The organism is Marinomonas sp. 5E14-1, assembly GCF_039939215.1.
Classification (GTDB): Bacteria; Pseudomonadota; Gammaproteobacteria; order Pseudomonadales; family Marinomonadaceae; genus Marinomonas.
In genome coordinates this window covers 251,807-274,202 of the sequence record NZ_JBDXMW010000003.1, presented here as the reverse complement: position 1 = coordinate 274,202, position 22,396 = coordinate 251,807, and the positions used below count along the sequence as shown (strand labels likewise).

The 22,396-nt window shown below is 41.9% G+C and carries 28 protein-coding genes; 22 read left to right on the top strand and 6 right to left on the bottom strand.

Annotation, left to right across the window (positions count from 1 at the left end):
- The 3 genes from ABFY09_RS04305 to ABFY09_RS04295 all read left to right on the top strand — a co-directional run.
- Positions 1 to 589: chemotaxis protein CheW (locus ABFY09_RS04305; RefSeq protein ID WP_347983061.1), on the top strand; the 589-nt coding region annotated here is incomplete at its 5' end.
- 36 nt (positions 590 to 625) lie between these two features.
- Positions 626 to 1,117, top strand: coding sequence for a chemotaxis protein CheW (locus ABFY09_RS04300; RefSeq protein WP_347983060.1), 492 nt, complete (start codon positions 626 to 628; stop codon positions 1,115 to 1,117).
- Positions 1,118 to 1,138: 21 nt separating this feature from the next.
- The gene (locus ABFY09_RS04295) at positions 1,139 to 1,549 is read left to right on the top strand and encodes a DUF2802 domain-containing protein (RefSeq protein ID WP_347983059.1); all 411 of its coding nucleotides are present in this window, start codon (positions 1,139 to 1,141) and stop codon (positions 1,547 to 1,549) included.
- Here the strand turns inward: ABFY09_RS04295 and ABFY09_RS04290 are convergent.
- Positions 1,546 to 1,788 (bottom strand): EscU/YscU/HrcU family type III secretion system export apparatus switch protein, encoded by a 243-nt coding sequence (locus ABFY09_RS04290; protein WP_347983058.1) that lies wholly within the window; start codon positions 1,786 to 1,788, stop codon positions 1,546 to 1,548. The two genes, ABFY09_RS04295 and ABFY09_RS04290, sit on opposite strands and share 4 nt — an antisense overlap.
- The gene (locus ABFY09_RS04285; protein WP_347983057.1) at positions 1,788 to 3,548 is read right to left on the bottom strand and encodes a flagellar hook-length control protein FliK; all 1,761 of its coding nucleotides are present in this window, start codon (positions 3,546 to 3,548) and stop codon (positions 1,788 to 1,790) included. Before ABFY09_RS04285 ends, ABFY09_RS04290 begins: the two co-directional genes overlap by 1 nt.
- A 107-nt stretch (positions 3,549 to 3,655) precedes the next feature.
- Here ABFY09_RS04285 and ccmA point away from each other — a divergent pair, with 107 nt between their 5' ends.
- The 12 genes from ccmA (at position 3,656) to ABFY09_RS04225 (ending at position 13,803) form a co-directional block, all read left to right on the top strand.
- On the top strand, positions 3,656 to 4,270 hold the full coding sequence (ccmA, locus tag ABFY09_RS04280; RefSeq protein ID WP_347983056.1) for a cytochrome c biogenesis heme-transporting ATPase CcmA: 615 nt from the start codon (positions 3,656 to 3,658) through the stop codon (positions 4,268 to 4,270).
- Positions 4,267 to 4,929, top strand: a complete 663-nt coding sequence (gene ccmB, locus ABFY09_RS04275; protein ID WP_347983055.1) for a heme exporter protein CcmB — start codon at positions 4,267 to 4,269, stop codon at positions 4,927 to 4,929. Before ccmA ends, ccmB begins: the two co-directional genes overlap by 4 nt.
- Positions 4,929 to 5,675 carry a heme ABC transporter permease gene (locus ABFY09_RS04270; RefSeq protein WP_347983054.1) on the top strand — a complete coding sequence of 249 codons (747 nt, stop codon included), beginning with the start codon at positions 4,929 to 4,931 and terminating at the stop codon, positions 5,673 to 5,675. Before ccmB ends, ABFY09_RS04270 begins: the two co-directional genes overlap by 1 nt.
- Complete coding sequence (gene ccmD / locus ABFY09_RS04265) at positions 5,665 to 5,841, top strand: heme exporter protein CcmD (protein WP_347983053.1); 177 nt, start codon at positions 5,665 to 5,667, stop codon at positions 5,839 to 5,841. Before ABFY09_RS04270 ends, ccmD begins: the two co-directional genes overlap by 11 nt.
- Entirely contained in the window at positions 5,841 to 6,296 is a 456-nt protein-coding gene (ccmE, locus tag ABFY09_RS04260; RefSeq protein ID WP_347983052.1) for a cytochrome c maturation protein CcmE, read from the top strand. The genes ccmD and ccmE overlap by 1 nt, the downstream gene beginning before the upstream one ends.
- Positions 6,297 to 6,320: 24 nt before the next feature.
- Positions 6,321 to 8,267 carry a heme lyase CcmF/NrfE family subunit gene (locus ABFY09_RS04255; RefSeq protein ID WP_347983051.1) on the top strand — a complete coding sequence of 649 codons (1,947 nt, stop codon included), beginning with the start codon at positions 6,321 to 6,323 and terminating at the stop codon, positions 8,265 to 8,267.
- Positions 8,260 to 8,769, top strand: a complete 510-nt coding sequence (locus ABFY09_RS04250; protein ID WP_347983050.1) for a DsbE family thiol:disulfide interchange protein — start codon at positions 8,260 to 8,262, stop codon at positions 8,767 to 8,769. Before ABFY09_RS04255 ends, ABFY09_RS04250 begins: the two co-directional genes overlap by 8 nt.
- A complete protein-coding gene (locus ABFY09_RS04245) occupies positions 8,766 to 9,176 on the top strand; it encodes a cytochrome c-type biogenesis protein (protein ID WP_347983049.1) in 411 nt (136 codons plus the stop codon). Before ABFY09_RS04250 ends, ABFY09_RS04245 begins: the two co-directional genes overlap by 4 nt.
- Positions 9,173 to 10,354 (top strand): hypothetical protein, encoded by a 1,182-nt coding sequence (locus ABFY09_RS04240; RefSeq protein WP_347983048.1) that lies wholly within the window; start codon positions 9,173 to 9,175, stop codon positions 10,352 to 10,354. The genes ABFY09_RS04245 and ABFY09_RS04240 overlap by 4 nt, the downstream gene beginning before the upstream one ends.
- Positions 10,355 to 10,419: 65 nt before the next feature.
- Positions 10,420 to 11,451 (top strand): cell division protein ZipA, encoded by a 1,032-nt coding sequence (zipA, locus tag ABFY09_RS04235; protein ID WP_347983047.1) that lies wholly within the window; start codon positions 10,420 to 10,422, stop codon positions 11,449 to 11,451.
- 97 nt (positions 11,452 to 11,548) lie between these two features.
- Positions 11,549 to 13,567, top strand: coding sequence for an NAD-dependent DNA ligase LigA (gene ligA, locus ABFY09_RS04230; protein WP_347983046.1), 2,019 nt, complete (start codon positions 11,549 to 11,551; stop codon positions 13,565 to 13,567).
- Entirely contained in the window at positions 13,567 to 13,803 is a 237-nt protein-coding gene (locus ABFY09_RS04225) for a YheU family protein (RefSeq protein ID WP_347983045.1), read from the top strand. Before ligA ends, ABFY09_RS04225 begins: the two co-directional genes overlap by 1 nt.
- Positions 13,804 to 13,841: 38 nt before the next feature.
- Here the strand turns inward: ABFY09_RS04225 and cysE are convergent, their stop codons facing one another.
- The gene (gene cysE / locus ABFY09_RS04220) at positions 13,842 to 14,657 is read right to left on the bottom strand and encodes a serine O-acetyltransferase (RefSeq protein WP_347983066.1); all 816 of its coding nucleotides are present in this window, start codon (positions 14,655 to 14,657) and stop codon (positions 13,842 to 13,844) included.
- Positions 14,658 to 14,774: 117 nt separating this feature from the next.
- Between cysE and ABFY09_RS04215 the strand changes: the two genes are divergently transcribed.
- On the top strand, positions 14,775 to 15,104 hold the full coding sequence (locus ABFY09_RS04215; RefSeq protein WP_347983044.1) for a hypothetical protein: 330 nt from the start codon (positions 14,775 to 14,777) through the stop codon (positions 15,102 to 15,104).
- A gap of 49 nt (positions 15,105 to 15,153) precedes the next feature.
- Here the strand turns inward: ABFY09_RS04215 and mnmC are convergent, their stop codons facing one another.
- Both mnmC and ABFY09_RS04205 read right to left on the bottom strand, forming a co-directional pair.
- Positions 15,154 to 17,148: a bifunctional tRNA (5-methylaminomethyl-2-thiouridine)(34)-methyltransferase MnmD/FAD-dependent 5-carboxymethylaminomethyl-2-thiouridine(34) oxidoreductase MnmC gene (mnmC, locus tag ABFY09_RS04210; RefSeq protein WP_347983043.1), complete on the bottom strand. Its 1,995-nt coding sequence runs from the start codon at positions 17,146 to 17,148 to the stop codon at positions 15,154 to 15,156.
- The gene (locus tag ABFY09_RS04205; RefSeq protein WP_347983042.1) at positions 17,138 to 17,692 is read right to left on the bottom strand and encodes a peptidylprolyl isomerase; all 555 of its coding nucleotides are present in this window, start codon (positions 17,690 to 17,692) and stop codon (positions 17,138 to 17,140) included. Before ABFY09_RS04205 ends, mnmC begins: the two co-directional genes overlap by 11 nt.
- Before the next feature lie 77 nt (positions 17,693 to 17,769).
- Between ABFY09_RS04205 and ABFY09_RS04200 the strand changes: the two genes are divergently transcribed.
- The gene (locus ABFY09_RS04200) at positions 17,770 to 18,051 is read left to right on the top strand and encodes a SelT/SelW/SelH family protein (RefSeq protein WP_347983041.1); all 282 of its coding nucleotides are present in this window, start codon (positions 17,770 to 17,772) and stop codon (positions 18,049 to 18,051) included.
- 68 nt (positions 18,052 to 18,119) lie between these two features.
- Here the strand turns inward: ABFY09_RS04200 and ABFY09_RS04195 are convergent, their stop codons facing one another.
- Positions 18,120 to 18,416 (bottom strand): YciI family protein, encoded by a 297-nt coding sequence (locus tag ABFY09_RS04195; protein WP_347983040.1) that lies wholly within the window; start codon positions 18,414 to 18,416, stop codon positions 18,120 to 18,122.
- Between the two features lie 152 nt (positions 18,417 to 18,568).
- Here ABFY09_RS04195 and ABFY09_RS04190 point away from each other — a divergent pair, with 152 nt between their 5' ends.
- The 5 genes from ABFY09_RS04190 (at position 18,569) to ABFY09_RS04170 (ending at position 22,394) form a co-directional block, all read left to right on the top strand.
- Positions 18,569 to 19,420 (top strand): PHP domain-containing protein, encoded by an 852-nt coding sequence (locus tag ABFY09_RS04190; protein ID WP_347983039.1) that lies wholly within the window; start codon positions 18,569 to 18,571, stop codon positions 19,418 to 19,420.
- A 47-nt stretch (positions 19,421 to 19,467) separates the two neighbouring features.
- Complete coding sequence (locus ABFY09_RS04185; protein WP_347983038.1) at positions 19,468 to 20,088, top strand: L-threonylcarbamoyladenylate synthase; 621 nt, start codon at positions 19,468 to 19,470, stop codon at positions 20,086 to 20,088.
- 117 nt (positions 20,089 to 20,205) lie between these two features.
- Positions 20,206 to 21,102, top strand: a complete 897-nt coding sequence (gene rluB / locus ABFY09_RS04180) for a 23S rRNA pseudouridine(2605) synthase RluB (protein ID WP_347983037.1) — start codon at positions 20,206 to 20,208, stop codon at positions 21,100 to 21,102.
- A gap of 38 nt (positions 21,103 to 21,140) precedes the next feature.
- Entirely contained in the window at positions 21,141 to 21,596 is a 456-nt protein-coding gene (locus tag ABFY09_RS04175; protein ID WP_347983036.1) for a DUF1499 domain-containing protein, read from the top strand.
- A gap of 81 nt (positions 21,597 to 21,677) precedes the next feature.
- Complete coding sequence (locus ABFY09_RS04170; protein WP_347983035.1) at positions 21,678 to 22,394, top strand: response regulator; 717 nt, start codon at positions 21,678 to 21,680, stop codon at positions 22,392 to 22,394.
- Positions 22,395 to 22,396 lie beyond the last annotated feature (2 nt).

Genomic DNA, 22,396 nt, shown 5'->3' with positions numbered 1-22,396 from the left:
GCCAGAGCCAGAGCCAGAGCCAGAGCCAGAGCCAGAGCCAGAGCCAGAGCCAGAGCCAGAGCCAGAGCCAGAGCCAGAGCCAGAGCCAGAGCCAGTTCAAAAAACATCGAAAACAGACCCTTTACCTTGGGCTGTTGGCCGTTTTGAATGCTTACTCTTTTATGTTGGAGGCTTAAAAATGGCTGTTCCACTTATTGAGCTTGGTGGTATTTTTCAAAGTGAAAAAGATAAATTAACTTCTATCTTTGGACAGCCGGATTGGTTTATGGGCGTCACGAATATTGGTGACTTCAACCTTCGTGCTGTGGACACGGCAAGATGGGTAATGCCAAATCATTATGAAGGTGATTTAAAAGAGCAGTTTCATTTTGTGATTCAACTTGATAGATCCAACTGGGGCGTTGCCTGTGAGCGCGTAGCTGAAGCAATAACCCTAGAGCCATCTCAAGTAAGGTGGCGAAGTGATAGAAGTAAAAGACCTTGGTTAGCAGGTACCGTAATTGATCATATGTGTGCCATACTTGATGTACAGGGTTTTATAGAATTGTTAGAAGATCCAAAAAATGGATTCAAAGACTCGCTTAAATAATTGTGATGATCAGCTTTTGATCGTGGGAGATGAATAATGTCGACTAGTTTAGCGTTAAAAAGTGAAACTCAATCAGAAGATCCTATGTTGCAGTGGGTGACATTTTGTCTAGAGGATGAAATCTATGGTGTAAATGTTATGCAAGTTAAGGAAGTTTTGCGTTACTCTGAAATTGCTCCAGTACCGGGTGCTCCAAGTTTTGTTTTGGGGATTATTCATTTGCGCGGCACTGTGGTAACTGTCATGGATACTCGCCAGCGCTTTGGTTTAGCTCCTGGTGAAATTACAGACTCAACTCGAATCATGATCTTGGAAGTAGAAGGTCATGTAATTGGTATGTTGGTTGATGCTGTATCTGAAGTGGTTTACCTGCGCCAATCTGAGATCGAAGTGTCTCCAAGTGTAGGAAATGAAGAGTCTTCTAAGTTTATTCAAGGTGTTTGCCATAAAAATGATATTTTGTTGATTCTTGTAGATTTGGATAAGCTTCTATCAGAAGATGAATGGTCTGAAGTGAGTTCAATGTAAGTAATAGGGTAGTTGTATTTAATGGAATCTCAATGGTTATTTAACCTTTTACTGACACTTCAATTTGTCCTCTTAATTGCGGTTAGTGTCTGGGCATTTCGTATGTCTAGACACCTGAAGGCGATCAAGCGTCAGCAGGTTGAGTCGGATCAGAACCATAAGAAGCAGGTACAAGTACTTGCCTCTGGGTCAATTGGCATGGGGCGACGACTGGTAACCATTGAGAAGAAATTAAATCTCGCAGTTGAGAAACAATCCGAAATTCTGTCGAAAGAGGGAAGTGTTTCTTATAATCGAGCCATGGAACTATTGGAAATGGGCGCTACGATTGATGATTTAGTATCCAAGTGTGGATTGATCCGCGCTGAAGCAGAATTGATTAGCTTGTTGAAAAAAGAGTCTCGTCATAAACATAGTTCAGACTACCATTAATAATCCTTCACTTTGTGGGCGAAAGCGATAATCTCAGCAACCGCCAAATAAAGTGATTCTGGGATCTCTTCCCCTAATTCCAAAGTACTTAGCATTTCAACGAGTTCAGGGCTTTGGTGTAACATCACATCGTTTTCCTTTGCTACCTCCATGATTTTTTCTGCTAATAACCCACTTCCTTTTGCGCTGACAATAGGGGCTGTATTGTAGTCATATTTTAGAGCAATGGCCTTCTTCATCAGGTTCTCACATCGATTAAAGGTTTAATGTGTGTTTGTAGGCTTTTTTCAGGGTTGGCCAGCTTTGCTTGAAATGTGTCCAGCCTTTCGACTTCTATGTCTTTGTCCCGTAATTGTTCCTTTAATCTAGGTATGTTTTGCTTGAGTTTATGCAGAGTGTCGGCTTTCTCTGCAATGAAAATAATGCTCACTTTGTTGGCTTGTATGCTAGTGCTTGCTTCAAACTTTCCTGTCTCTTCAAACTCAAATTTAAGTTTTACTAGCCAACGCCTTTCTTGTTTTCGCTCTTCTTGATTGCTTGAGTCCTTATGAATTTCTATTTGTACCAGATTCTGAGTAAGGCCATTTCTAATAGGCAGCTCGATATGAAGAGGATAGGTTGGAGAAATCGTTTGGTTATTCTCTGCAAAATTTCGTAATTGGGTGGTGGTAATTCGTTCAATAGCATTTGCGATTTGTTCTGTTGGAACTGTACCAAGTCGTATAGTGCCAGTACTTTCTTGAACATCTTTGAGTCGAGTCAAATTGAGCTTTAGATCTTCTGGAAGTTGCGTTTTATTTTCTTGTAAAAGTAGAGACTCGCTAAAGGTGCCGCTGGTTTGGATTGCTTGTTTCATGGCTTCTGGCGAAGAGGTAAGGCCTGTGAGTGTTGGCAAACTCTGTACGAGTTGTTTTAGAGCTTGTTGTGTTTGAGTTGGAAGGTTTGGTGCTTCACTCATGTTGCTTAATTGCCTGACTAGCTGAGTCATACCTTCTAAAGACAGTTGCTTTGGTAGGCTCTGTTTTAGAGCTTCTTGATGGGAAGAAAGTGAAGCGGCTTCTGCTTTTGGTGGCAATGCTTGCATTTGGTTGTTTGTATCAACAAGAACTCGAACAACATCTCCTCGCTTTAACTCGGTTTGACTTAGAATAGAAAATTCTGTTTTACCGTCTGTTACCGTAGCAAGGAAAGGGGTATTGCTTGGTACTATGTTTCCTGATGTCGAGTTTGTGAGTGTTACATTGCTTTGTGTTACTTGAGAAGGTTTAGGTGTTGATGTATTAGCCAATGTCGTTAGTGTTGGCTGGGTATTGGCTTGATTACTCGTTAGTGTTGGCTGGGTATTGGCTTGATTACTCGTTTGTGTTGGCTGGGTATTGGCCTGATTATTCGTTAGTGTTGGCTGAGTATTGGTTTGATTATTCGTTTGTGTTGGCTGGGTGTTGGCTTGATTGTTCGTTTGAGTGTTTGCTGTTGCTGGCGCGATCGGATTAGAGGCATTCGAACTAGGAGCCTTCGGCTGAGTATTATTTTGTGAATTGCTGGTGGCCTGATTTGTAGTTGAAGTGACAGCAACTGGTGTCGATATAACAGTCAGGTTTAATGCTCGAGAAGCGAGCACTAAATTTTCTGTACGGCTTGTTTGAGCTACTTGAGGTTGATTGGTTTGTGTAGGCAAGCTTTCTTTTGTTGTGGTTAAAGTGGCTTGAAGCGGGTTAGTTTTATTGAGTTGAGCACTTTTGATGTCATTAAGATCAATTGGCGTCCCTGTATTAATTAAGGTAAAAGGCTGTTGTGAGCTGATGGCGTGTAAAAGTTGAACAGGCTTACCTTGGTGGTTGAGAGTTTCACTGCCTTGAAATTTAATTAAGCTCATATTCTCAATGAACTTGAGTTCATTTACGAGTTTAGCAAGCGTCCCTGTATGACTTGAAACTGTGCCGTTCATATTCTGCTTGTTAGAGTTTGTATTGAGCGTTGAACTGATGTCAGAGATCATGTGCTTGCCTACGAGTTCGTTATTTAAGAAAGAATCTCATATAATACGAGAGCTTTAATATTCACTAATGATGTTGATTAATATATCGACCCGAATGGATAAATCTTTTGCAATCTTCTTCTTTTTTAACAATATCAGACCTTTGGATTGAGCGCGGAGGGAGGGATCTTTGTATAAGCCTTTCGTTCGATGTTCAGTCTGGTGATGTTCTTCGTATCTTAGGTGAGAACGGAATGGGGAAAAGCTCTTTGTTGAAGGTGATTGCAGGCATGTTGTCGCCATTAGAAGGGTATATATTTTATGAAGGTCAAGAAGTAACAGAGAAGCGCCAAACCCTACAGGAGAATACCTTATATTTAGGTCATTCGGCAGGTGTGAAAAAAGCCCTCAGTGTTGAAGAGAATCTTCGTTGGTATTGCCCTACATCTTCATCCGATGAATTGCATTCAGCATTAAATACTTTGGGGTTGTTAGCTTTTTCAGATTCTTTTGTCAGCACCTTGTCCGCAGGTCAAACAAAGCGTGTGGCCTTGTCTCGATTATGGCTAAGCAAACAAAAACTATGGTTATTAGATGAACCTTTTGCCTCTTTAGATACCGAAGGTGTGAACATTTTAGAAAAGCGCATAGCGCAACATACAGCATCAGGTGGTGCAGTGGTGTTAACAACACACCAAGATTTGTTGTCTATTCAATCTAGAGACATTTGCTTGCCTATATGACGTATTTATCTTTTATCAGAGCCGAGGTTTTAGTCTTATGGCGACGTAAGCAAAACATTTTTAACGCGCTTTTGTTTTTTCTAATGGTTGTCGTTTTGTTTCCTTTAGGGGTTAACCCTTCTGCTGAATTTTTAGCGCCAGCGGCCGATGGGATTGTTTGGTGTGCGATGCTGCTTGCGGTTCTTATGGCAACAGAAAGTATGTTTAAAGAAGATTATATTGATGGCTCATTAGAGCAGCTGATTATTAGTGGGTTGTCTTTGCCTTTATTGCTGTTGCTTAAAACAACGGCGCAGTGGCTTGTTGTATTTTTACCATTGTTATTCATGATGCCTCTGTTAGCCGAAATGTTGTATTTACCAGATGGTTGTTTTTGGGTGCTTATGGCCACTCTGGTGATTGGCTCGCCGAGTTTGTTTTTAATCGGTGCAATTGGTGCGGCTTTAACGGTTTCCTTAAAACAAGGTGCTATTTTGGTGATGCTTTTGATTTTGCCCTTTTATTTACCGGTTATCATTTTTGCCACGTCGGCTGTGCGAGCGGCTCAATTAGGGCTGCCTTATTTAGGTTTGTTGGCGATCTTGTTGGCTATTTTCTTATTGTCTTTGGTAATTGCTCCTTGTATGGCAGCAATTGTTATAAAAGCGAGTACAAACTAATGAATTGGGCTTGGTTTCACAAATTAGGGGCGCCGAAGTGGTTTTTTCATTATTCCAAACCTTGGGCGTTACCTTTATTTATTGTTGGTTGTGTCAGTTTAGTGGTTGGTTTGATTTGGGGGCTGGCTTTTGCTCCTGCAGATTATCAACAAGGTAACAGCTTCCGGATTATTTATATTCACGTTCCTGTCGCTATGTTGGCTCAGTCATGCTATCTCGCTTTGGGCGTTTCTGGGTTGGTTTTCCTTATTTGGCAAATGAAAATCGCCCCTATCTTTATTAAAGCCGTTGCTCCTATTGGTGCAGTTATGGCGTTAATGGCTCTGGTGTCTGGTGCAATTTGGGGAAAGCCGACTTGGGGGACTTGGTGGGTTTGGGATGCAAGATTAACCTCTGTGCTGGTGCTTTTTTTATTGTATATGGGAATTATAGCACTACAGAATTCATTGACTGATCTGCTATTAGCCAATAAGGCGGTTGCAGTGTTGAGTGTGGTTGGGTTACTCAACTTGCCTATTATCAAATACTCTGTTGAGTGGTGGAATACGTTACATCAAGGGGCAACATTCACATTGACGGAAAAACCAGCGATGCCAATGGAAATGTGGTTTCCTTTATTGTTCTCCACAATTGGCTTGTATTGTTTGGTTGCTGGGCTGGCATTATGGCGTATGCAGACGGAAATTTTGGCTCGGGAACACAGGTCGCATTGGGTGAAAGAAGAGGTGATGAAACATGGCCTTTGACAGCCTAACTGACTTTTTTGAAATGGGTCGACACGGTGTGTATGTTTGGTCCGTATATGGATTTAGTGTCGTGTCTTTAATCTTTATAACTTGGTCGACTTTATCTAAACGCCGACATGTACAAAAGACACTGCGTAAACGCTTTAAAAGAGATGAAACTATCTGATGCATCCTGTTAGGAAAAAACGCTTATTGGTCGTCCTAATCATTTTTATGCCGCTAGGGGCGGCTGTTGGTTTGGTTATGTATGCGCTTCAACAAAATATAAACCTGTTTTATTCACCTTCTCAGATAGCCGCAGATGAGGCGCCATACAATGCGAATATCCGTGCAGGTGGAATGGTGGTTGAAGGTAGTGTTGTTCGTCATCCAGAGACTTTAGCGGTTTCTTTTGATGTGACTGATTTTCAACATAAAGTGAAAGTTGAGTTTAGTGGGATCTTGCCTGATTTATTTAGAGAAGGGCAGGGTATTGTGGCGCAAGGAAAGTTAAATCGTGACGGTGTGTTTGAAGCGACTCAAGTACTGGCAAAACACGATGAAAAATATATGCCGCCAGAAGTCACAGAGGCATTAGAAAATGCCCAAGGCGAACCATCAAAGACGACGTCGAAAGAATAATTTACTCATTAATTTAGGCTTTATATGCTTCCCGAAATTGGTCAGTTCTCGTTAATACTGTCATTGTTTTTTGCCTTTTTTCTGGCTTTTGTTCCCTTGCTTGGTTACTGGGCTAATAACCGCTTGCTCCTGGAAATGGCTAGGCCGCTCACTTTCATAATGTCATTTTGGGTGTTAGTTGGCTTTGTTATATTAGCTTGGTCTTTTGCAATCGATGATTTTTCTGTCTTGTACGTTAGTCAGAACTCAAATACTCAACTGCCAATTTGGTACAAACTGAGTGCTGTTTGGGGCGGCCATGAAGGTTCTTTGTTACTTTGGTCGTTGATTTTAGTTAGTTGGTGCTCTGCTGTGGCGTTAAAAATAAAAACGCTTCCAAAAGACATTGGCCCTATTGTTTTGGCTGTTTTAGGGATTATAAGTACAGGTTTTCTGGCCTTTCTTCTTTTTACTTCTTCTCCTTTTGTTCGCTTGTTACCTAATACTCCGGTAGATGGTGGTGACTTAAATCCGTTATTACAAGATTTTGGTTTGATTGTTCATCCGCCGCTTTTATATATAGGCTATGTTGGTTTTTCTATTGCTTTTGCTTTTGCAGTTGCTGCACTTATTACAGGAAACTTAAGTTCTTCTTGGGCTCGCTGGACAAGACCTTGGACGGCGGCTTCATGGGCGTTTCTAACGCTAGGCATTACTTTGGGAAGTTGGTGGGCTTATTATGAGCTTGGTTGGGGAGGCTGGTGGTTTTGGGATCCAGTTGAAAATGCGTCTTTCATGCCTTGGTTAGCTGGAACGGCCTTATTGCATTCGTTAGCCGTGACAGAAAAACGAGGTGTTTTTAAAAGCTGGACGGTTTTACTGGCTATCTTTACTTTTTGTTTGTCTCTGCTAGGCACGTTTTTGGTTCGGTCTGGTGTTTTAACGTCTGTGCATGCCTTTGCTGCCGACCCAACTCGTGGCGTCTTTATTTTAGCCTTATTGTTCTTGTTCGTTGGTGGTAGTTTATTGTTATACGCTATTCGCGCCGCGCAAGTGAAATCGACCGTGTCATTTGGTGTGACAGGTCGAGAAGCTTGGTTGTTGCTGAATAATATTCTACTCACAGTGCTAACGCTGACAGTGTTGCTTGGCACTTTATATCCATTGATTTTTGATGCTTTGGGTTTAGGAAAAATATCTGTTGGAGCACCTTATTTTAATACGGTATTTACTCCGATTGCGCTATTGTTAATTGTCTTTATGGCGGTTGGCCCTCTTTCAAAATGGCATCACACCAAAGCCAATGTTTTCCTATGGCCTTGTTTGGTGTCGGCGGCTTTGTCGATATTGCTGTCTGCCATTGTTATCTTTATTTATGAGCTGAACTTCATTGCTTGGTTGAGTTTGGCGGTTGTCTTCTGGGTTGTTTGTTTATCTTTTGGCGATTGGTTTAGCAAGGTTTCGGCTGGAACCAAAGGTATTATTCCTCGTGCTCGCCAACTGCCAAGAAACTATTACGGAATGTTATTGGCTCACCTTGGCATTGTTGTTTCGTTAGTTGGAATTGTTTTAGTTAGCCTCAATAGCAGTGAGTCTTTATTAAGACTCTCTCCAGGAGACTCAGCTAATGTTGCCGGTTATGAATTTAGATTTGATGCTTTAGAGCAAGTGAGAGGGCCAAATTATGTTGCTGATAAAGGGCATTTTGTGGCTTACAAAAATGGCGAGTTTGTTGCAGAACTGCATCCTGAAAAGCGTTTATTCACAACAAGGCAGCAAGTTATGACAGAAGCCGCGTTGGACGCTGGTTTTACGCGGGATTTATATATTTCCTTAGGCGAAAAACTCGACGGTGCTGCTTGGGGCGTTCGGATTTATGTTAAATCCTTTGTTCGCTGGATATGGTTAGGCGGTTTGATGATGATGGCTGGTGGTTTATTAGCGGCACTGGATAAGCGTTATAAAAGACGAGTAGATGCGGCCAATGCGTAAAATTTTACTCTTTATTCCGTTTTTCGTGTTTTTGATATTGGGCGCCTTCTTCTATCTTCAGTTAGGTAAAGACACACAATATATGCCTTCGGCTTTGATTGGAAAAAAGGTACCAGACTTTAAGTTGATCTCATTGGAAACCGATCAACCTCTGACTCAAGAGGATTTACCCAAACAGGCTTATTTGATTAATTTTTGGGGAACTTGGTGTCCTGCGTGTCATGTCGAGCATCCATTTTTAGCGGAACTTGCCGAGCAAGGTGTGACCTTGGTAGGTGTGGATTATAAAGATGAGAAGTCGTTGGCTGAACAATGGCTCAGTGAAAAAGGTAATCCATACACAATGATATTGATGGATGAATTGGGTCACTTTGGTGTTGATTTAGGAGTGACTGGTGCTCCAGAAACCTTTGTTGTAAACCGTTCTGGTGACATTGTGTATCGACATCAGGGTCCCATTACGGCGGAAAACTGGCCAGAGATTCGAGGCTATTTACAATGACTTCACTGAAAGCATTTGTCGTATGGGTTGTATTGGCTTTTTCTGCCAGTAGTATGGCGGATGAAATTATGCAATTTAGTTCTGCTTTGAATAAAACACGCTACCAAAATTTGATTGAAGAGTTGCGTTGCCCAAAATGTCAGAATCAGAATTTAGCGGACTCGGCTTCTGGTATTGCTGTTGATTTACGAGAGCAAGTTCATCAAATGATCGAAAATCGAAAAACAGACCAAGAAATTATTGAATACATGGTCGCTCGCTATGGTGAGTTTGTGCTTTATCGACCACAACAATCTTCTGCAACTTTTTTGCTCTGGTATGGGCCTTTTATTTTACTTGGGTTGGGACTTGTCGCTTTTGTTCTAGTCTTAAGGGCAAACAGAAGAAAATGTGAGGCTTCTTTATGATTGTGACTTATTTAATTATGTGCGCCATGATGGTGTTGAGTATTTTATTTCTTTATTACTCAATCACATTAGGTTCTGCTAAGAATACGAACAAGATTCCGTCAAATTTTGCCAATGTACGAAGGTTGGAGATTGCAGAAGAAGTGGACGCTGGCCGATTAACAGAATTGGAATCGAAGCAGCTTTTAGAAGATATTAAGCACGAGTCAAATCAAAATTCCACTATGCGATCTTACTCTTTTGGAAGCGATTCTCGGTTGGCTCATTGGGTCATGTTGTTGATCATTTCTACTGCCACCTTAGGCAGTGTGAGTCTTTATCAGTGGATTGGGTATTCAAAAGAAGTTGCTTTTACACAAAATTTGCAAAGCCAACAACTAACACCAGAAAAAATAAGCGATTTTCTTCAGTATCGAAGCCGTCGCTACGACCGAGCAGAAGATTGGTATTACGAAGCCACGGACTTTGTCAGTGCGGAAAAATACAACGAGGCTGTTATCGCTTTTGAAAAAGCATTAGAAAAATTGCCAGAAAGCGCTGAAAACCGCATAAGTTTATTAGTTGAATATGCGCAAACTATTTTTTATGCGAGCGGCAATCAAAGTTCAGATAAAATGCGTCGAGTAGTGGATCAAATACTAAATGATGTACCGACAGAAGCCACTGCTTTGGGTTTAAAAGGTGTGTCGGAATTTGATCAGAAGAATTATCTTGACGCTGTTTTAGCGTGGCAAGAAGCCATTCGTTATAATCCTCGTTCTACAGAACGTATTGCCTTGATGTCTGCTATTAACAAAGCTCGTGAAGAAGGCAATATTGGCTATGATCAAGTCGCTCCTATTATTACTGATCAAATTGCGGTCAAAATAGAGTGGGACCAACGTAACCTGCAATGGCATTCCAATGATGTGTTGTTGATTTATGCTTTAGCCGAAGGGCAAAAAATGCCAGTGGCGATACAGAGAGTATTTCCCGATGAGCTAGGTCAACCGATTTTGTTAACAAATCTTGATGCTCTGATGCCAACAGCGACCTTGGCGGAAATTGAACAAGTCGATTTGGTCGTGAAATTGTCGAGTGTTAATGACAATGATCTGACAAAAGGACAAATTATCGGTATAAAAGAAGGTTCTGTTATAAATAGTAAAGAGATTATCGTAATCAATGTGTCCTTATAATTGAATCCTAAGGCGCTTCGTTTGATAATACTGCCAACTTAAATAGATGTAATTCGGAATGTGTAATGGAATTTAGCTTGCGTGAGTGGCTAATCTTGATTGGGGTTGTCATTATTGTCGTTATCCTCATAGATGGATTTCGTCGCTATAAAAAAGGGCAAGAGTTTGCTCAATCAGATGATAGTTATGATGAACTGGAAGACTTGGATGACGTAACGTCATTTACCCAAGCTCCTACGTCGTATAAAAAAGGTGAATATGATGAGCGTACAGGATCGTCTCAAAATCCTATTGTAAATGCCTTTGAAAATGCACGGAAAACGGCTAATGCACCTCTGACCGACATGCCTCATAAAGTGGACTCAGGCCCTGAGTTAGATAGAGATGACGAGCTGCATCTTGATGAACTTGCTTCCTTGGTGCCAGAAAAAGAGTTTGATGGCACAGCCATGGCCGATCAAGACTATTTAGATGATGGCTTTTATGAGCAAGATGAGCTTGACCTCGATGCACCAGCTGGCGCTCAGAGTAGCACTGATTATCAGGATGAAGAAGATTATGAGCGTAGTTATTCTGAAGTTGATATTGGTCAGGTAACACCTCAAGGCATTATTGATGACTTGGAAGAGGATGATTTCGATGAAGAAGCAGTACCGGCTGAAATTGAAGAAGTCATTGTTATAAACATCTTTGCGCCGGAAGACCAAAACTTTGCTGGTATGGAATTGCTTCAGCTTATTTTGAACTGCGGCATGCGTTATGGCGATATGGACATTTTCCACCGTCATGAAGATGGTTTTGATCGTGGTCGAGTTCAATTTAGCATGGCAAATGCCATTGAGCCGGGCACCTTTGACTTAGAAACCATGGGTGAAGGTGAATCGCCTGGTGTGAGCTTTTTTATGGGCTTACCAGGGCCTAAAAACAGCATGAAAGCATTTGACTTTATGCTTGAAACAGCCCAAACCCTAGTAAGAAATCTCGGTGGTGAATTATACGACGAGCGTCGAACGCCGATGAGTGAGCAAACGATTGCTCATTGTCGTCAGCGAATACGAGATTTTGAACGTCGCCGACTAATGCGTAACAAACAATAGAAAACCAGATCTAAGAAGAAATCAGGGCCCTAAGGGGCCTTGATTGTTTTAGACACAAAATTTTGAGTTTACTTAATATATGAGCCAAGAAATAAACATGACGCAACAGCAAATGCTGGACTTGATTCAGAAACTTAACGATTACAGTTATGCTTATCATGTAAAAGATGAACCTATTGTTCCTGATGCGGAATACGACCGTCTTTATCTTCAGCTTCAAACGATCGAGTCAAGTCAGCCAGATTGGATTCAACCAGATTCACCAACCCAACGTGTTGGTGAAAAGCCTGATAATGGTTTTGCCAATGTTGCTCATACTGTTCCTATGCTGTCTTTGGATAATGCATTTGATAATGAATCTTTAGCTGACTTTGATCAGCGTATTCGAAAATTGCTTAATGCAGAAAAGCTTGTGTATTGCTGTGAGCCAAAATTAGACGGTTTGGCCATTAGCTTGCGTTATGAAGAAGGGCGTTTGGTTCGTGGTGTGACTCGTGGCGATGGTTTGTCAGGTGAAGATATAACATCCAATATTAAAACCCTTTATTCCGTTCCTTTAAAATTACGTACAGAAACACCTCCTGCCGTTGTGGAAGTGCGTGGTGAAATTTATATGCCAAAAGACGGCTTTGAAAAATTGAACAAGTTGGCGGCCGAGAAAGGCGACAAAGTCTTCGTAAACCCTCGCAACGCTGCAGCAGGTAGCTTGCGCCAATTAGATCCTAAAATTACTGCGTCGCGTCCTTTGGTGATGTGTGCCTATTCTATTGGTTATGTGGAAGGTTGGGAGCAGCCTGAAAGCCATTATGATGGTCTGTTGCAGTTAAGCGAATGGGGGTTCCGTATCAATGATCTGATGCAGCGTGTTGAAGGATCTGAAGGCTGTATTGAGTACTATGAAATGCTCAATGAAAAGCGCACAGACCTGACTTATGACATTGATGGAATTGTTTATAAAGTCGATAAAATTGCATTGCAAAACCAGCTAGGCTTTATTGCTCGTGCACCTCGATGGGCGATCGCGAGAAAATTCCCCGCCCAAGAAGAAATGACAAGAGTATTGGGAATCGATTTTCAAGTTGGGCGAACGGGGGCTATTACGCCCGTTGCAAGACTTGAGCCTGTTTTTGTTGGTGGCGTAACGGTTTCTAATGCAACATTGCACAATAAAGACGAAATTGCGCGTTTGGGTGTTCAAGTAAACGATTATGTCATCATTCACCGTGCAGGTGATGTGATTCCAAAAGTGGTGCAAGTGGTTGTTGAAAAACGCCCTGAGAACACTTTTGAGGTGGATTTTCCAAACACTTGTCCTATCTGTCATTCGGATGTTGAGCAAGTGGAAGGGGAAGCGGTTATTCGCTGTACTGGTGGCTTGGTTTGTGGTGCTCAATTAAAAGAGTCCTTGAAGCATTTTGTCTCGCGTAAGGCGATGGATATTGATGGTCTAGGAGATAAATTAATTGAACAGTTAGTAGACCAGAAAATGGTCAAAGACCCTGTTGATATCTTCACCTTGCACGAGAAGAGAGAAGCTCTTTTGAAGATGGAACGTATGGGCCAGAAGTCGCTAGAAAAGCTACTCAGCTCGATTGAAAGTGCGAAAGCAACGCAGTTTAATCGCTTTATATACGCTTTAGGTATTCGTGAAGTGGGTGAAGCAACTGCGCGAGCATTAACCAGCTACTTCAATGAGCTGGAAGACTTAATGGCGGCTGAGCAAGAAACACTGGTGGAAGTGGATGATGTGGGTCCGATTGTCGCGCAACACGTCAAAATGTTTTTTGCTCAAGAAGCGAATAGAGAAACGATTAATGGCTTGTTAAAAGCCGGTGTGACTTGGGAGAAAAAACAACAAGCATCACTTGAAGAACTTCCATTAGCAGGAAAAGTTTATGTGGTGACAGGCTCTCTAAGCCAATTTAGCCGAGATCAAGTCAAAGATAAGTTGTTGGCTCTTGGTGCTAAAGTAAGTGGTTCTGTTTCGGCAAAAACAGACTGTTTAGTGGCTGGTGAAAAAGCAGGTTCAAAACTCACTAAGGCGCAATCCCTTAATGTGCCTATTATAGATGAGGCTGGTGTGATTGCTTTGTTACATGAGCATGGAGCACTGTAATGGATACTTTGATACCTCATGGCTCATTGGACGCTTCTACACTAGACACTATCTTAGACGATATTGTGTCCCGTGATGGTACAGATTACGGTGAGTATGATTTATCGATTGAACAGAAGCGTAAACAAGCATTACGCGCTTTAGAAAGCGGTGATGCGTTCCTACTGTTTGATACGGAGAGTGAAACCATCAAAATGGTTCCAAAGGATGCTTTAAATAATTACGACCTCATATGAGATCGTAATTATTTTTCAGAGCAGTGAATAATCTGTGATTATTTCGAGCTATCACGCAGGCAATGGTTGATATTGTGATCCATCTCCAGAGCAGGCTCTTCTTCCGTGTTGCGTCCGACGACTTTCGCTGGGACACCTGCTACCGTTGTATGGTGCTCAACCGCTTCTAGCACAACACTTCCGGCACCGATTTTTGCACCAACACCTACTTCGATATTGCCCAGAATTTTCGCACCAGCGCCAATGAGCACTCCAGAACGAATCTTAGGGTGACGATCACCGTGCTCTTTTCCTGTACCGCCAAGGGTAACGGATTGCAAAATTGAGACGTTATCTTCAATAATGCAAGTTTCACCGACAACAAGACCTGTTGCATGGTCGAGCATGACGCCGCAGCCAATTGTCGCAGCTGGGTGAATATCTACACTAAACACCATAGACATTTGCCCTTGTAAATATAGGGCTAAACTCTTTCTGTTATTTTTCCATAACCAGTTTGCAACGCGATATGTTTGCAACGCGTGGAAACCTTTAAAAAATAACAAAGGCGTTGTAAGGGTGTCGCAAGCGGCGTCCCTTTCTTTAATTGCTAAAATATCTTGCTCGATGGAGCTGACAATGCCAGAGTTAGTATCTGCCATGGCTTCTTGGAATACTTCTCGCAAAACCATAGCGGGTATTGATATGCTGTCTAATTTACTGGCGAGTAAAAAGCTTAACGCTGAACACAATGAGTCATGACGTAAAATTGTGGTGTTGAAGTAGCTGGCTAAAATTGGCTCGTCTTGTGCAAGTTTTTTTGCTTCGGCCTGTAGAGATTGCCATAAATTGTTTTGGGTCACGGCATGAGGCATTGTTATACTCAAGGGGTATTCACCTATATTTGTTCATGTTTAGAATGTAGGTTATAAGGTTAGGGTGAAACATTACAAGGGGCAATACGAAGATTGCTTAATAAAGATGGAGATAATATGTCTAAAAAGAATGTTGCTGATGCACTGCATATTTTTTATGAACTGAATGCGTCTTTTTCTGATGCTTATTGGGAAACCAATGATATTAGCCAGAAAGATCGTTTGTTTGCGATGAAAAGTACTTTGCAAGATGAGTTAGATGAACTGCATAAATTGAGTCTGCAAGATCATGTTTATCCATATGAACCGATGAACCCAAATTTGTTGCAGCTCAGCAAAAAATTACGTTCGTTGTCACCTGAGCTGGATAAATACATCTATCGTCAACAAACAGCTAATAAATTAGCAGAGCTTATTCCAAGCGCTTGTGAGTTGTTTGAATCTTAGAAAGTAAAATCAAAACCTGCATTGAAATGGCTCAATGCAGGTTGATTGGTTATCCTTGGTGACGCTTCAATTCTCGAACGATGAATCGGCTCGGGTGCAGTTTATAACTTACTTCCTGTTCAATAGATGAAGGTGTGTGGGTAATTAAACTGGCAATATATTGTCCACTCAATGGCGTTGAGACCAAACCTCTTGAGCCATGACCGATATTCAAATACAGCTGATTCAATGTCTCGGCCACTTTATCCGATTTCCATTTCGCGTTCTTTTGCAAATGCGCATAAGCTTCTTGATACCTATCTTCAGACATGACAGGGCCGACAATGGGTGTGTAATCTGAGACGGTACAACGAAATGAAGCTCGACCTTCGCAATCCTCTGTTTTGAAAGTGTCATTGGGCGCATCAAGAAGCGTTTCTAAAATGGTTAGATTTCTTTTATGGCCTTCTGCTCGCACCTGAGTATCGTCGTCTTTTAAATCATATGTAGAGCCAAAATGTATCAAACCATTCATTGGCGGCGACACATAACCGAATTCACATAACACTTTTTCAATTGCAACCTTGTCGAGCGAGATGTTTTTCTCTGAGCAAGATTGCAGTGCTTTTTCTAAAGTAAGGCAAGAAACCTGCCCACGAACTGGCTTAATGGGCAGGTTCGTTGAGATGTTTAAGGTGTTGGTGTCATTAGCGGTACAAAGCACCACATGAGAAAAAAGTGCTGCTTTAGAGCCAGACGTGGCTTTCCAGCGGTTTGAGTCTTGTGTGACTTGTTCCAATTGCTCTAAAGGTGTGTTGAGCTGCACCTCAATATTATCGTGAGACAAAAGAGTACGGCACAATTCACTAGGTGCAACCCAGCCGGATAAAGGTAGTAGAATGCTGCCTGGTTTTTCATTTGAGGCTTGTAGAACAATTTCTGGGTAGAGCTTTGCTTCTAAAAGCGTCTGGAACCGCTCATTCTCTTTATCATTTTTGGGGGTTTGAATAAGTCCACATTGATCCCAAAACGCTTTGTTTTTATCAAGCTTGGCGTAGAGTCGAGTTGCGTGTAGATAGCCAGATAAATAAAAGCGATTTAGGAATGAGTCTTGTGCGGTGAGCTTTGGGTAAAGCATGCCTTGCGGATTGCCTGATGCTGCGCAAGCAATATGGCTTCCTTTTTCCCAAACAACCACTTGAAGACCTTGTTGAGCCAATGCATAAGCTGTATTAGCTCCGGCTAAACCAGAACCGACCACCAAGACTTTAGTAACTTTAGGCGCGGCTTCAGATCGAATATTAAACCAAGCTTCCCCTTGAGACATGCGCTCTGTAACAGAGCTGCTGCACTGTGTTAACTCAGCGACAACCATTTCTCTTTTTTGGCCAAAGCCTTTTACTTTCTTAACATCGAATCCAACTTCTTTTAAGCCTCTGCGGACAATGCCTGCTGCTGTAAAGGTTGAACAGGTAGTGCCTTGGTGACTCAATCTATGAATGTGTTGGAAAAGTTTTTCTGTCCACATTTCTGGGTTTTTACTTGGTGCAAAACCATCAAGAAACCAAGCGTCTACATCGGCGTTTAGAGCCGCGAAACCTTCTTCAGCTTCGCCAAACCACAAGGTGAGTTGAATTCGGCCTTGCTCAAGCTCAATTCGATGAAAACCATGACAAACCTCAGGGTAAGCTTCGACTAATTGCTGACTGAAATCATCGATAGAAGGCCACATTTTTAACGCTGTTTTCAGTGCTTCTTTTGAAAGAGGGTACTTTTCGACAGAAATAAAATGCAGCTGTTTATCCGCTGGAGCTGTGTCTAAAAATGATTGCCATGCACACAAGAAATTAAGGCCTGTGCCAAATCCTGTCTCTGCAATAACAAAGGCATTTTGCTCCAGCTTTTCCCAGCGTTCAGCCAGTTTGTTTTGTTTTAAAAAAACGTAGCGAGTTTCTTCTAAGCCAGATTCTTTATCAAAATACACGTCATCAAATTGAGTGGAATGGGGCGCACCGTCTTCCCCCCAGTTTAATTTTGGTTCTGTGAGTCGGTAGCTAGTTAACACGAGTGATACTCTCAATTACGACAGGTGTTCTAGGAACATTTTGGTAAGGTCCAACTGTGGTTGTTGCGGAAGCGGCAATCGCATCGACAACTTCCATTCCAGAAAGAACTTCACCAAATACCGTATAACCTGCACCGCCGTTGCGGGCACCATGATTCAAGAAGACATTGTCTACATGGTTAATAAAAAATTGGGATGTTGCGCTGTCTGGGCTTTGAGTGCGAGCCATAGCAAGTGTGCCCCGAATATTTGCCAAACCATTATCGCCTTCATAAGCCACGGCTTTGTGTGTTTTCTTACGTTCTAGTTCTTTAGTAAAACCACCACCTTGTATCATGAAACCACGTATAACACGGTGGAAGATGGTGTTTTCATAGAAACCTTCATCTACGTAGCGTAGGAAGTTCTCGACGGTTTTTGGCACTGCTTCATCCTTGAGGTTAACTCGAATCGTTCCTTGGTTGGTTAAGATATCTACTTCGGTTGCTTGTATTGGTGAACAAAAAGTGAGTAGGGCAAGGCTAGTAATGATAAATTTGCGCATAGAGTCTTCCTTTTTTAAATATACACCCAATATTATTGGGAAATTAAGAACTTGTGAATGTGCCGGAGAGAAAGCAAATGCGAACTGCTGCCGTAGAAATTGAGTATTGTACTTTATGTCGCTGGATGTTGCGCGCTGCTTGGTTAGCCCAAGAGCTATTAATGACATTTGATGATGATATTAAGAGTGTGACCTTGTTACCGACCCAAGGGGGCATTTTTAAAGTGCGAGTCAATGGTCAAGAAATTTGGTGCCGCAAAGCGGAAGAAGGTTTTCCTGAAGCGAAAGTGTTAAAGCAAAGAATGCGTGATGTGATTGATCCTGAGCGAGATCTTGGTCATTCAGACGTAAAAGCCTAGTTTTTATGTTGAATGAAATGAGCTTCTTAGCCATAAAAAAGCTCATTTACTACAGAGCAAGCAATGGCTTAGAAAACTTGCTTGAAGGGTTTTATAGTAACTGTTTGATAAACTCCAGCGGCAACATATGGGTCGGCATCTGCCCATGCTTTTGCTTCTTCAAGACTTGGAAATTCAGCAATGACAACACTGCCAGTAAAGCCTGCTTCACCTGGATCGTTAGAGTCAATGGCTGGGTTTGGCCCAGATACGATTAAACGGCCGGCATTTTTCAGTTCTTCTAAGCGGGCTAAATGTGCTGGGCGCGCAGATTGACGAGCGGATAAGCTATTTGGAACGTCTTCACCGATGATAGAGTAAAGCATGTTTATTCCTTTTCTTTGTTTGTGGGATGGAAATAAATAATGTGTAACAGAATAAAAGTAACGGCTATATCGAATAGTATTTTCATATAAAAACTATTTTATGTATGCTGATCTAATGATAAACACCATTTCCTTTAAAAAACAGTCTACTTATGCCTGAAGACGCACGTTATCGAAAAGTTGATTTGCATTCACATTCTAGTCGCTCTGACGGGCGCCTTTCACCTGCTGAATTGGTAAACCTTGCAGCAGAGCAAGAAATTTCATTATTCGCACTCACTGATCATGACACATTAGACGGTATTCCTGAGGCGAGTCAAAAAGCGAAAGACCTTGGGATTAGTTTTGTTAATGGAGTTGAGTTGTCCACCCAGTGGAAGGGTATTCCTTTGCACATGGTAGCTTTGAACTTTGACTCAGATAATCCAGCGGTACTTTCAGTTGTTAAGAAAAATCAGCTAATCCGCTTGGATAGAGCTCGACGTATTGCGGATTTACTGGTGAAACAAGGTTTACCTGACTTGTTCGATGAAGTCGTTGCTCTAGCAGGAGAGAGTCAGCTTGGTCGTCCTCATTTTGCGAGTTTATTGGTTGAGAAAGGCTTTGTGAAAGATTCGAATAAAGCATTCGACCGCTACCTAGGGAATAAAAAACTAGGGCAATTACGCGATGTTTGGCCTGAGTTAGAAGATGTCCTAACGACCTTATCTGGACAGGATATAGAGTTGGTTTTAGCTCATCCTAAGCGTTACCCATTAACTGTGACTAAACTTAAACGACTACTATCAGACTTTAAAAAATGGGGTGGGACTGGCATGGAAGTCGCGTCTGGGAATGAGCGCCCTGATAGCGTCCGTTTATTAGAGCGCTTATCGGTGGAGTTTGGTTTAAAGGCTTCCGTTGGAAGTGATTATCATGGGCCTTTTGGTCCTTGGATGCAGGTCGGGAAATACACACCAATTCATGGCAGCGAAGTGGATTTAATATGGCAGAGTTGGCATTAAATCTATTCGAATTTTGATTTTCATAAGTAGTACCAACGGAGATCGTCTTGAGTCAATTTTTTCAGATACACACAGAAAACCCTCAAGCTCGCTTAGTTAAGCAGGCGGCTGAAGTAATACGCAATGGCGGTGTCATTGCGTATCCGACTGATTGTGGGTATTCGCTTGGGTGTCATTTAGGGGACAAATCAGCACTGGATCGGATTCGAGCGATTCGACGCTTAGACGATAAACATAATTTTACTCTGGTGTGTCGCGATTTATCTGAAATATCCACTTATGCTCGTTTTGATAACCGCTTGTATCGATTGCTAAAACACAACACGCCAGGGCCTTATACTTTTATTTTTGGGGCAACATCGGAAGTGCCAAGACGATTATTACACCCTAAAAGAAAAACCATCGGGATTCGAATTCCGGACAATAAAATTGTCGCAGCTTTGCTAGAAGAGTTAGGCGAACCTATCATGAGTTCTTCCCTTATATTACCGGGTGAAGCAGAGCCAATGACGGATCCTTATGATATCCGCGATACTTTAGAACATACGTTAGATTTAGTTATTGATGGTGGTTTCTGTGGCTTATTGCCAACCACCGTTGTGCAAATGGACGCTGATAACATTGAAGTGATTCGTGTCGGTGCAGGTGATCCCTCTCCGTTTCAATAAAAATGTTTGATATTCGGCTGTTAAGCCCGATACTCTGTGGCTTATAATGAAACAAACTAGTCATTTATATTATTTAAAATCGGGTTGCTGAGAAGCATTCCCCCAATGAGGTTCGTAATGGACGAAAAGTTACAAAAAGTATTAGCAAGAGCGGGCCAAGGCTCTCGTCGTGAGATGGAGAATCGCATACGAGAAGGCCGTGTTTTAGTCAATGGTGAAGTGGCAACACTCGGTGATCGAGTGAGTTTAACAGATTCCATTACGATAGACGGTTATGCGATTGTTGCTACAGAAGCAGGTGAAAACCGCCGAGTGATTATTTACAACAAACCAGAAGGTGAGGTTTGTACTCGTAAAGATCCAGAAGGCCGACCTACCGTTTTTGATAAATTGCCTAAATTAAGAGGTGAGCGTTGGATTGCCGTTGGCCGTCTAGACATCAACACCTCTGGTTTGCTCTTGTTTACCACAGACGGTGAATTAGCAAATAGATTGATGCATCCATCGACTGAAATTGATCGTGAATATCTTGTGCGTGTGATGGGGGAAGTGACAGAAGAACATATCGCTACCTTGAAGAAAGGTGTGACTTTAGAAGACGGTCCTGCACGCTTTACTGATATTGTTGACGGCGGTGGCGAAGGTATTAATCGTTGGTTCTATGTTTGTGTGATGGAAGGTCGTAACCGTGAAGTGCGTCGTCTTTGGGAATCTCAAGGCGTAAAAGTAAATCGCTTGAAACGCGTACGCTTTGGTCCAATTTTCTTACCTTCAAAAGCAAAAGTCGGCCGTTGGGTTGAAATGGAAGATTCCGAAGTAAGCTCGTTGTGTAACATGGTTGATCTTAAAGTGGCTGAATCTAAGCCTAAAACACAGCAGCAAAAAATTGAGCTCAAGCGTCACAAAAATAAAGCCACGGCAGGCGGTGCTCGTCGACCAAAAGGGTTTGATTGGCAAAGTACGGATAAGCCAGAGTTTAAGCCTAAGAAGCCAGGCAAAAGATCTTTTCGTTAACAGGTATTGTTGAAAAATTAAGTGAGAGGAGTTCAAGCATGATCCGATGGATAATTATTACTGTTGTCGTCCTAGTTATAGGGCTGTGTATTTATGTTGGATTTGCTAACAAAATGCCTAAAGGGCTTGGTATAACAGATGGCCTATTAAAAGCTTGTCCTTCGTCTCCGAACTGCGTTTCAACACAAGCTCCTGTTGATGACAGTACTCATTATATCGAAGCTATTACTTATAGCGCAGAGCGTAAAGAGGTTCAATTATTGATTGAGTCTTATATGTTGAATCAAGGCGATGCTCATATTGTAAGCAGTTCTTTGGGTTATGTTCATTTTGAAGTGAAAAGTAAAATTATTGGCTACATCGATGACGTTGAGTTTTACTTGCCTGAAACTGAAAAAGTGGTTCATTTCCGCTCAGTATCACGTGTCGGTTATTCTGATCGAGGAGTCAACCGTGACAGAATGGAAAAAATTTATAGCCTTTTAGCGAATTAACCATGAAGAAGTGAGTTAATGCTTAAAGCATGGTTCTTCGATGTTAAGTTTAAAACGAAAATAACTGAACGAGGATTGTTCATGAGCTTAGATGACCAAACAATTTTGATTGTTGAAGATGATGAGCGCTTAGCGCTTCTTACTCAAGAATACTTACAGAAAAATGGTTTCAAAGTAGATATTGAACCAGATGGACGTAAAGCGATTTCGCGTATTGTTGCAGAGCAACCTTCGCTTGTTATTCTTGATTTAATGTTGCCAGGTGCTGACGGCTTTACTGTATGTCGTAGCGTGCGTAACGACTACAAAGGTCCGATTCTAATGTTGACGGCTCGTAGTGACGATGTAGACCAAATTTTAGGTTTGGAAATTGGCGCAGACGATTATGTTTCTAAGCCCGCTAAACCTAGAGTTTTATTAGCACGAGTTCAGTCCTTATTGCGACGTAGTACACAAGATGTGGATACATCTGCTGTGGCATCTAAAGAAGAGCAGAATTTAGTCTTTGGTCCTTTGACTATTGATAATTCTCGCCGAGAAGCTTGGTTGCTTGAGGAAGAAGTTGAATTAACAAGTGCTGAGTTTGATTTGCTCTGGTTGCTTTCTAGCAACGCTGGACGAATTCTGAGTCGAGAAGAGATCTTTGGAGAGTTACGTGGCATTGAGTATGACGGTCAAGACCGTTCAGTTGATGTTCGAATCTCTCGTATTCGTTCGAAAATCGGTGATGATCCGATCCACCCTCGCCGAATAAAAACTATTCGAAGCAAAGGGTATTTATTCGTTAAAGAAGTATAAAA

Coding starts and splice junctions, on each gene's coding strand:
- ABFY09_RS04300 (WP_347983060.1), top strand. CDS start 626: ATGTCGACTAGTTTAGCGTTAAAAAGTGAAACTCAATCAGAAGATCCT.
- ABFY09_RS04295 (WP_347983059.1), top strand. CDS start 1,139: ATGGAATCTCAATGGTTATTTAACCTTTTACTGACACTTCAATTTGTC.
- ABFY09_RS04290 (WP_347983058.1), bottom strand. CDS start 1,788: ATGAAGAAGGCCATTGCTCTAAAATATGACTACAATACAGCCCCTATT.
- ABFY09_RS04285 (WP_347983057.1), bottom strand. CDS start 3,548: ATGATCTCTGACATCAGTTCAACGCTCAATACAAACTCTAACAAGCAG.
- ccmB (WP_347983055.1), top strand. CDS start 4,267: ATGACGTATTTATCTTTTATCAGAGCCGAGGTTTTAGTCTTATGGCGA.
- ABFY09_RS04270 (WP_347983054.1), top strand. CDS start 4,929: ATGAATTGGGCTTGGTTTCACAAATTAGGGGCGCCGAAGTGGTTTTTT.
- ccmD (WP_347983053.1), top strand. CDS start 5,665: ATGGCCTTTGACAGCCTAACTGACTTTTTTGAAATGGGTCGACACGGT.
- ccmE (WP_347983052.1), top strand. CDS start 5,841: ATGCATCCTGTTAGGAAAAAACGCTTATTGGTCGTCCTAATCATTTTT.
- ABFY09_RS04255 (WP_347983051.1), top strand. CDS start 6,321: ATGCTTCCCGAAATTGGTCAGTTCTCGTTAATACTGTCATTGTTTTTT.
- ABFY09_RS04250 (WP_347983050.1), top strand. CDS start 8,260: ATGCGTAAAATTTTACTCTTTATTCCGTTTTTCGTGTTTTTGATATTG.
- ABFY09_RS04245 (WP_347983049.1), top strand. CDS start 8,766: ATGACTTCACTGAAAGCATTTGTCGTATGGGTTGTATTGGCTTTTTCT.
- ABFY09_RS04240 (WP_347983048.1), top strand. CDS start 9,173: ATGATTGTGACTTATTTAATTATGTGCGCCATGATGGTGTTGAGTATT.
- zipA (WP_347983047.1), top strand. CDS start 10,420: ATGGAATTTAGCTTGCGTGAGTGGCTAATCTTGATTGGGGTTGTCATT.
- ligA (WP_347983046.1), top strand. CDS start 11,549: ATGACGCAACAGCAAATGCTGGACTTGATTCAGAAACTTAACGATTAC.
- ABFY09_RS04225 (WP_347983045.1), top strand. CDS start 13,567: ATGGATACTTTGATACCTCATGGCTCATTGGACGCTTCTACACTAGAC.
- cysE (WP_347983066.1), bottom strand. CDS start 14,657: ATGCCTCATGCCGTGACCCAAAACAATTTATGGCAATCTCTACAGGCC.
- ABFY09_RS04215 (WP_347983044.1), top strand. CDS start 14,775: ATGTCTAAAAAGAATGTTGCTGATGCACTGCATATTTTTTATGAACTG.
- ABFY09_RS04205 (WP_347983042.1), bottom strand. CDS start 17,692: ATGCGCAAATTTATCATTACTAGCCTTGCCCTACTCACTTTTTGTTCA.
- ABFY09_RS04200 (WP_347983041.1), top strand. CDS start 17,770: ATGCGAACTGCTGCCGTAGAAATTGAGTATTGTACTTTATGTCGCTGG.
- ABFY09_RS04195 (WP_347983040.1), bottom strand. CDS start 18,416: ATGCTTTACTCTATCATCGGTGAAGACGTTCCAAATAGCTTATCCGCT.
- ABFY09_RS04190 (WP_347983039.1), top strand. CDS start 18,569: ATGCCTGAAGACGCACGTTATCGAAAAGTTGATTTGCATTCACATTCT.
- rluB (WP_347983037.1), top strand. CDS start 20,206: ATGGACGAAAAGTTACAAAAAGTATTAGCAAGAGCGGGCCAAGGCTCT.
- ABFY09_RS04175 (WP_347983036.1), top strand. CDS start 21,141: ATGATCCGATGGATAATTATTACTGTTGTCGTCCTAGTTATAGGGCTG.
- ABFY09_RS04170 (WP_347983035.1), top strand. CDS start 21,678: ATGAGCTTAGATGACCAAACAATTTTGATTGTTGAAGATGATGAGCGC.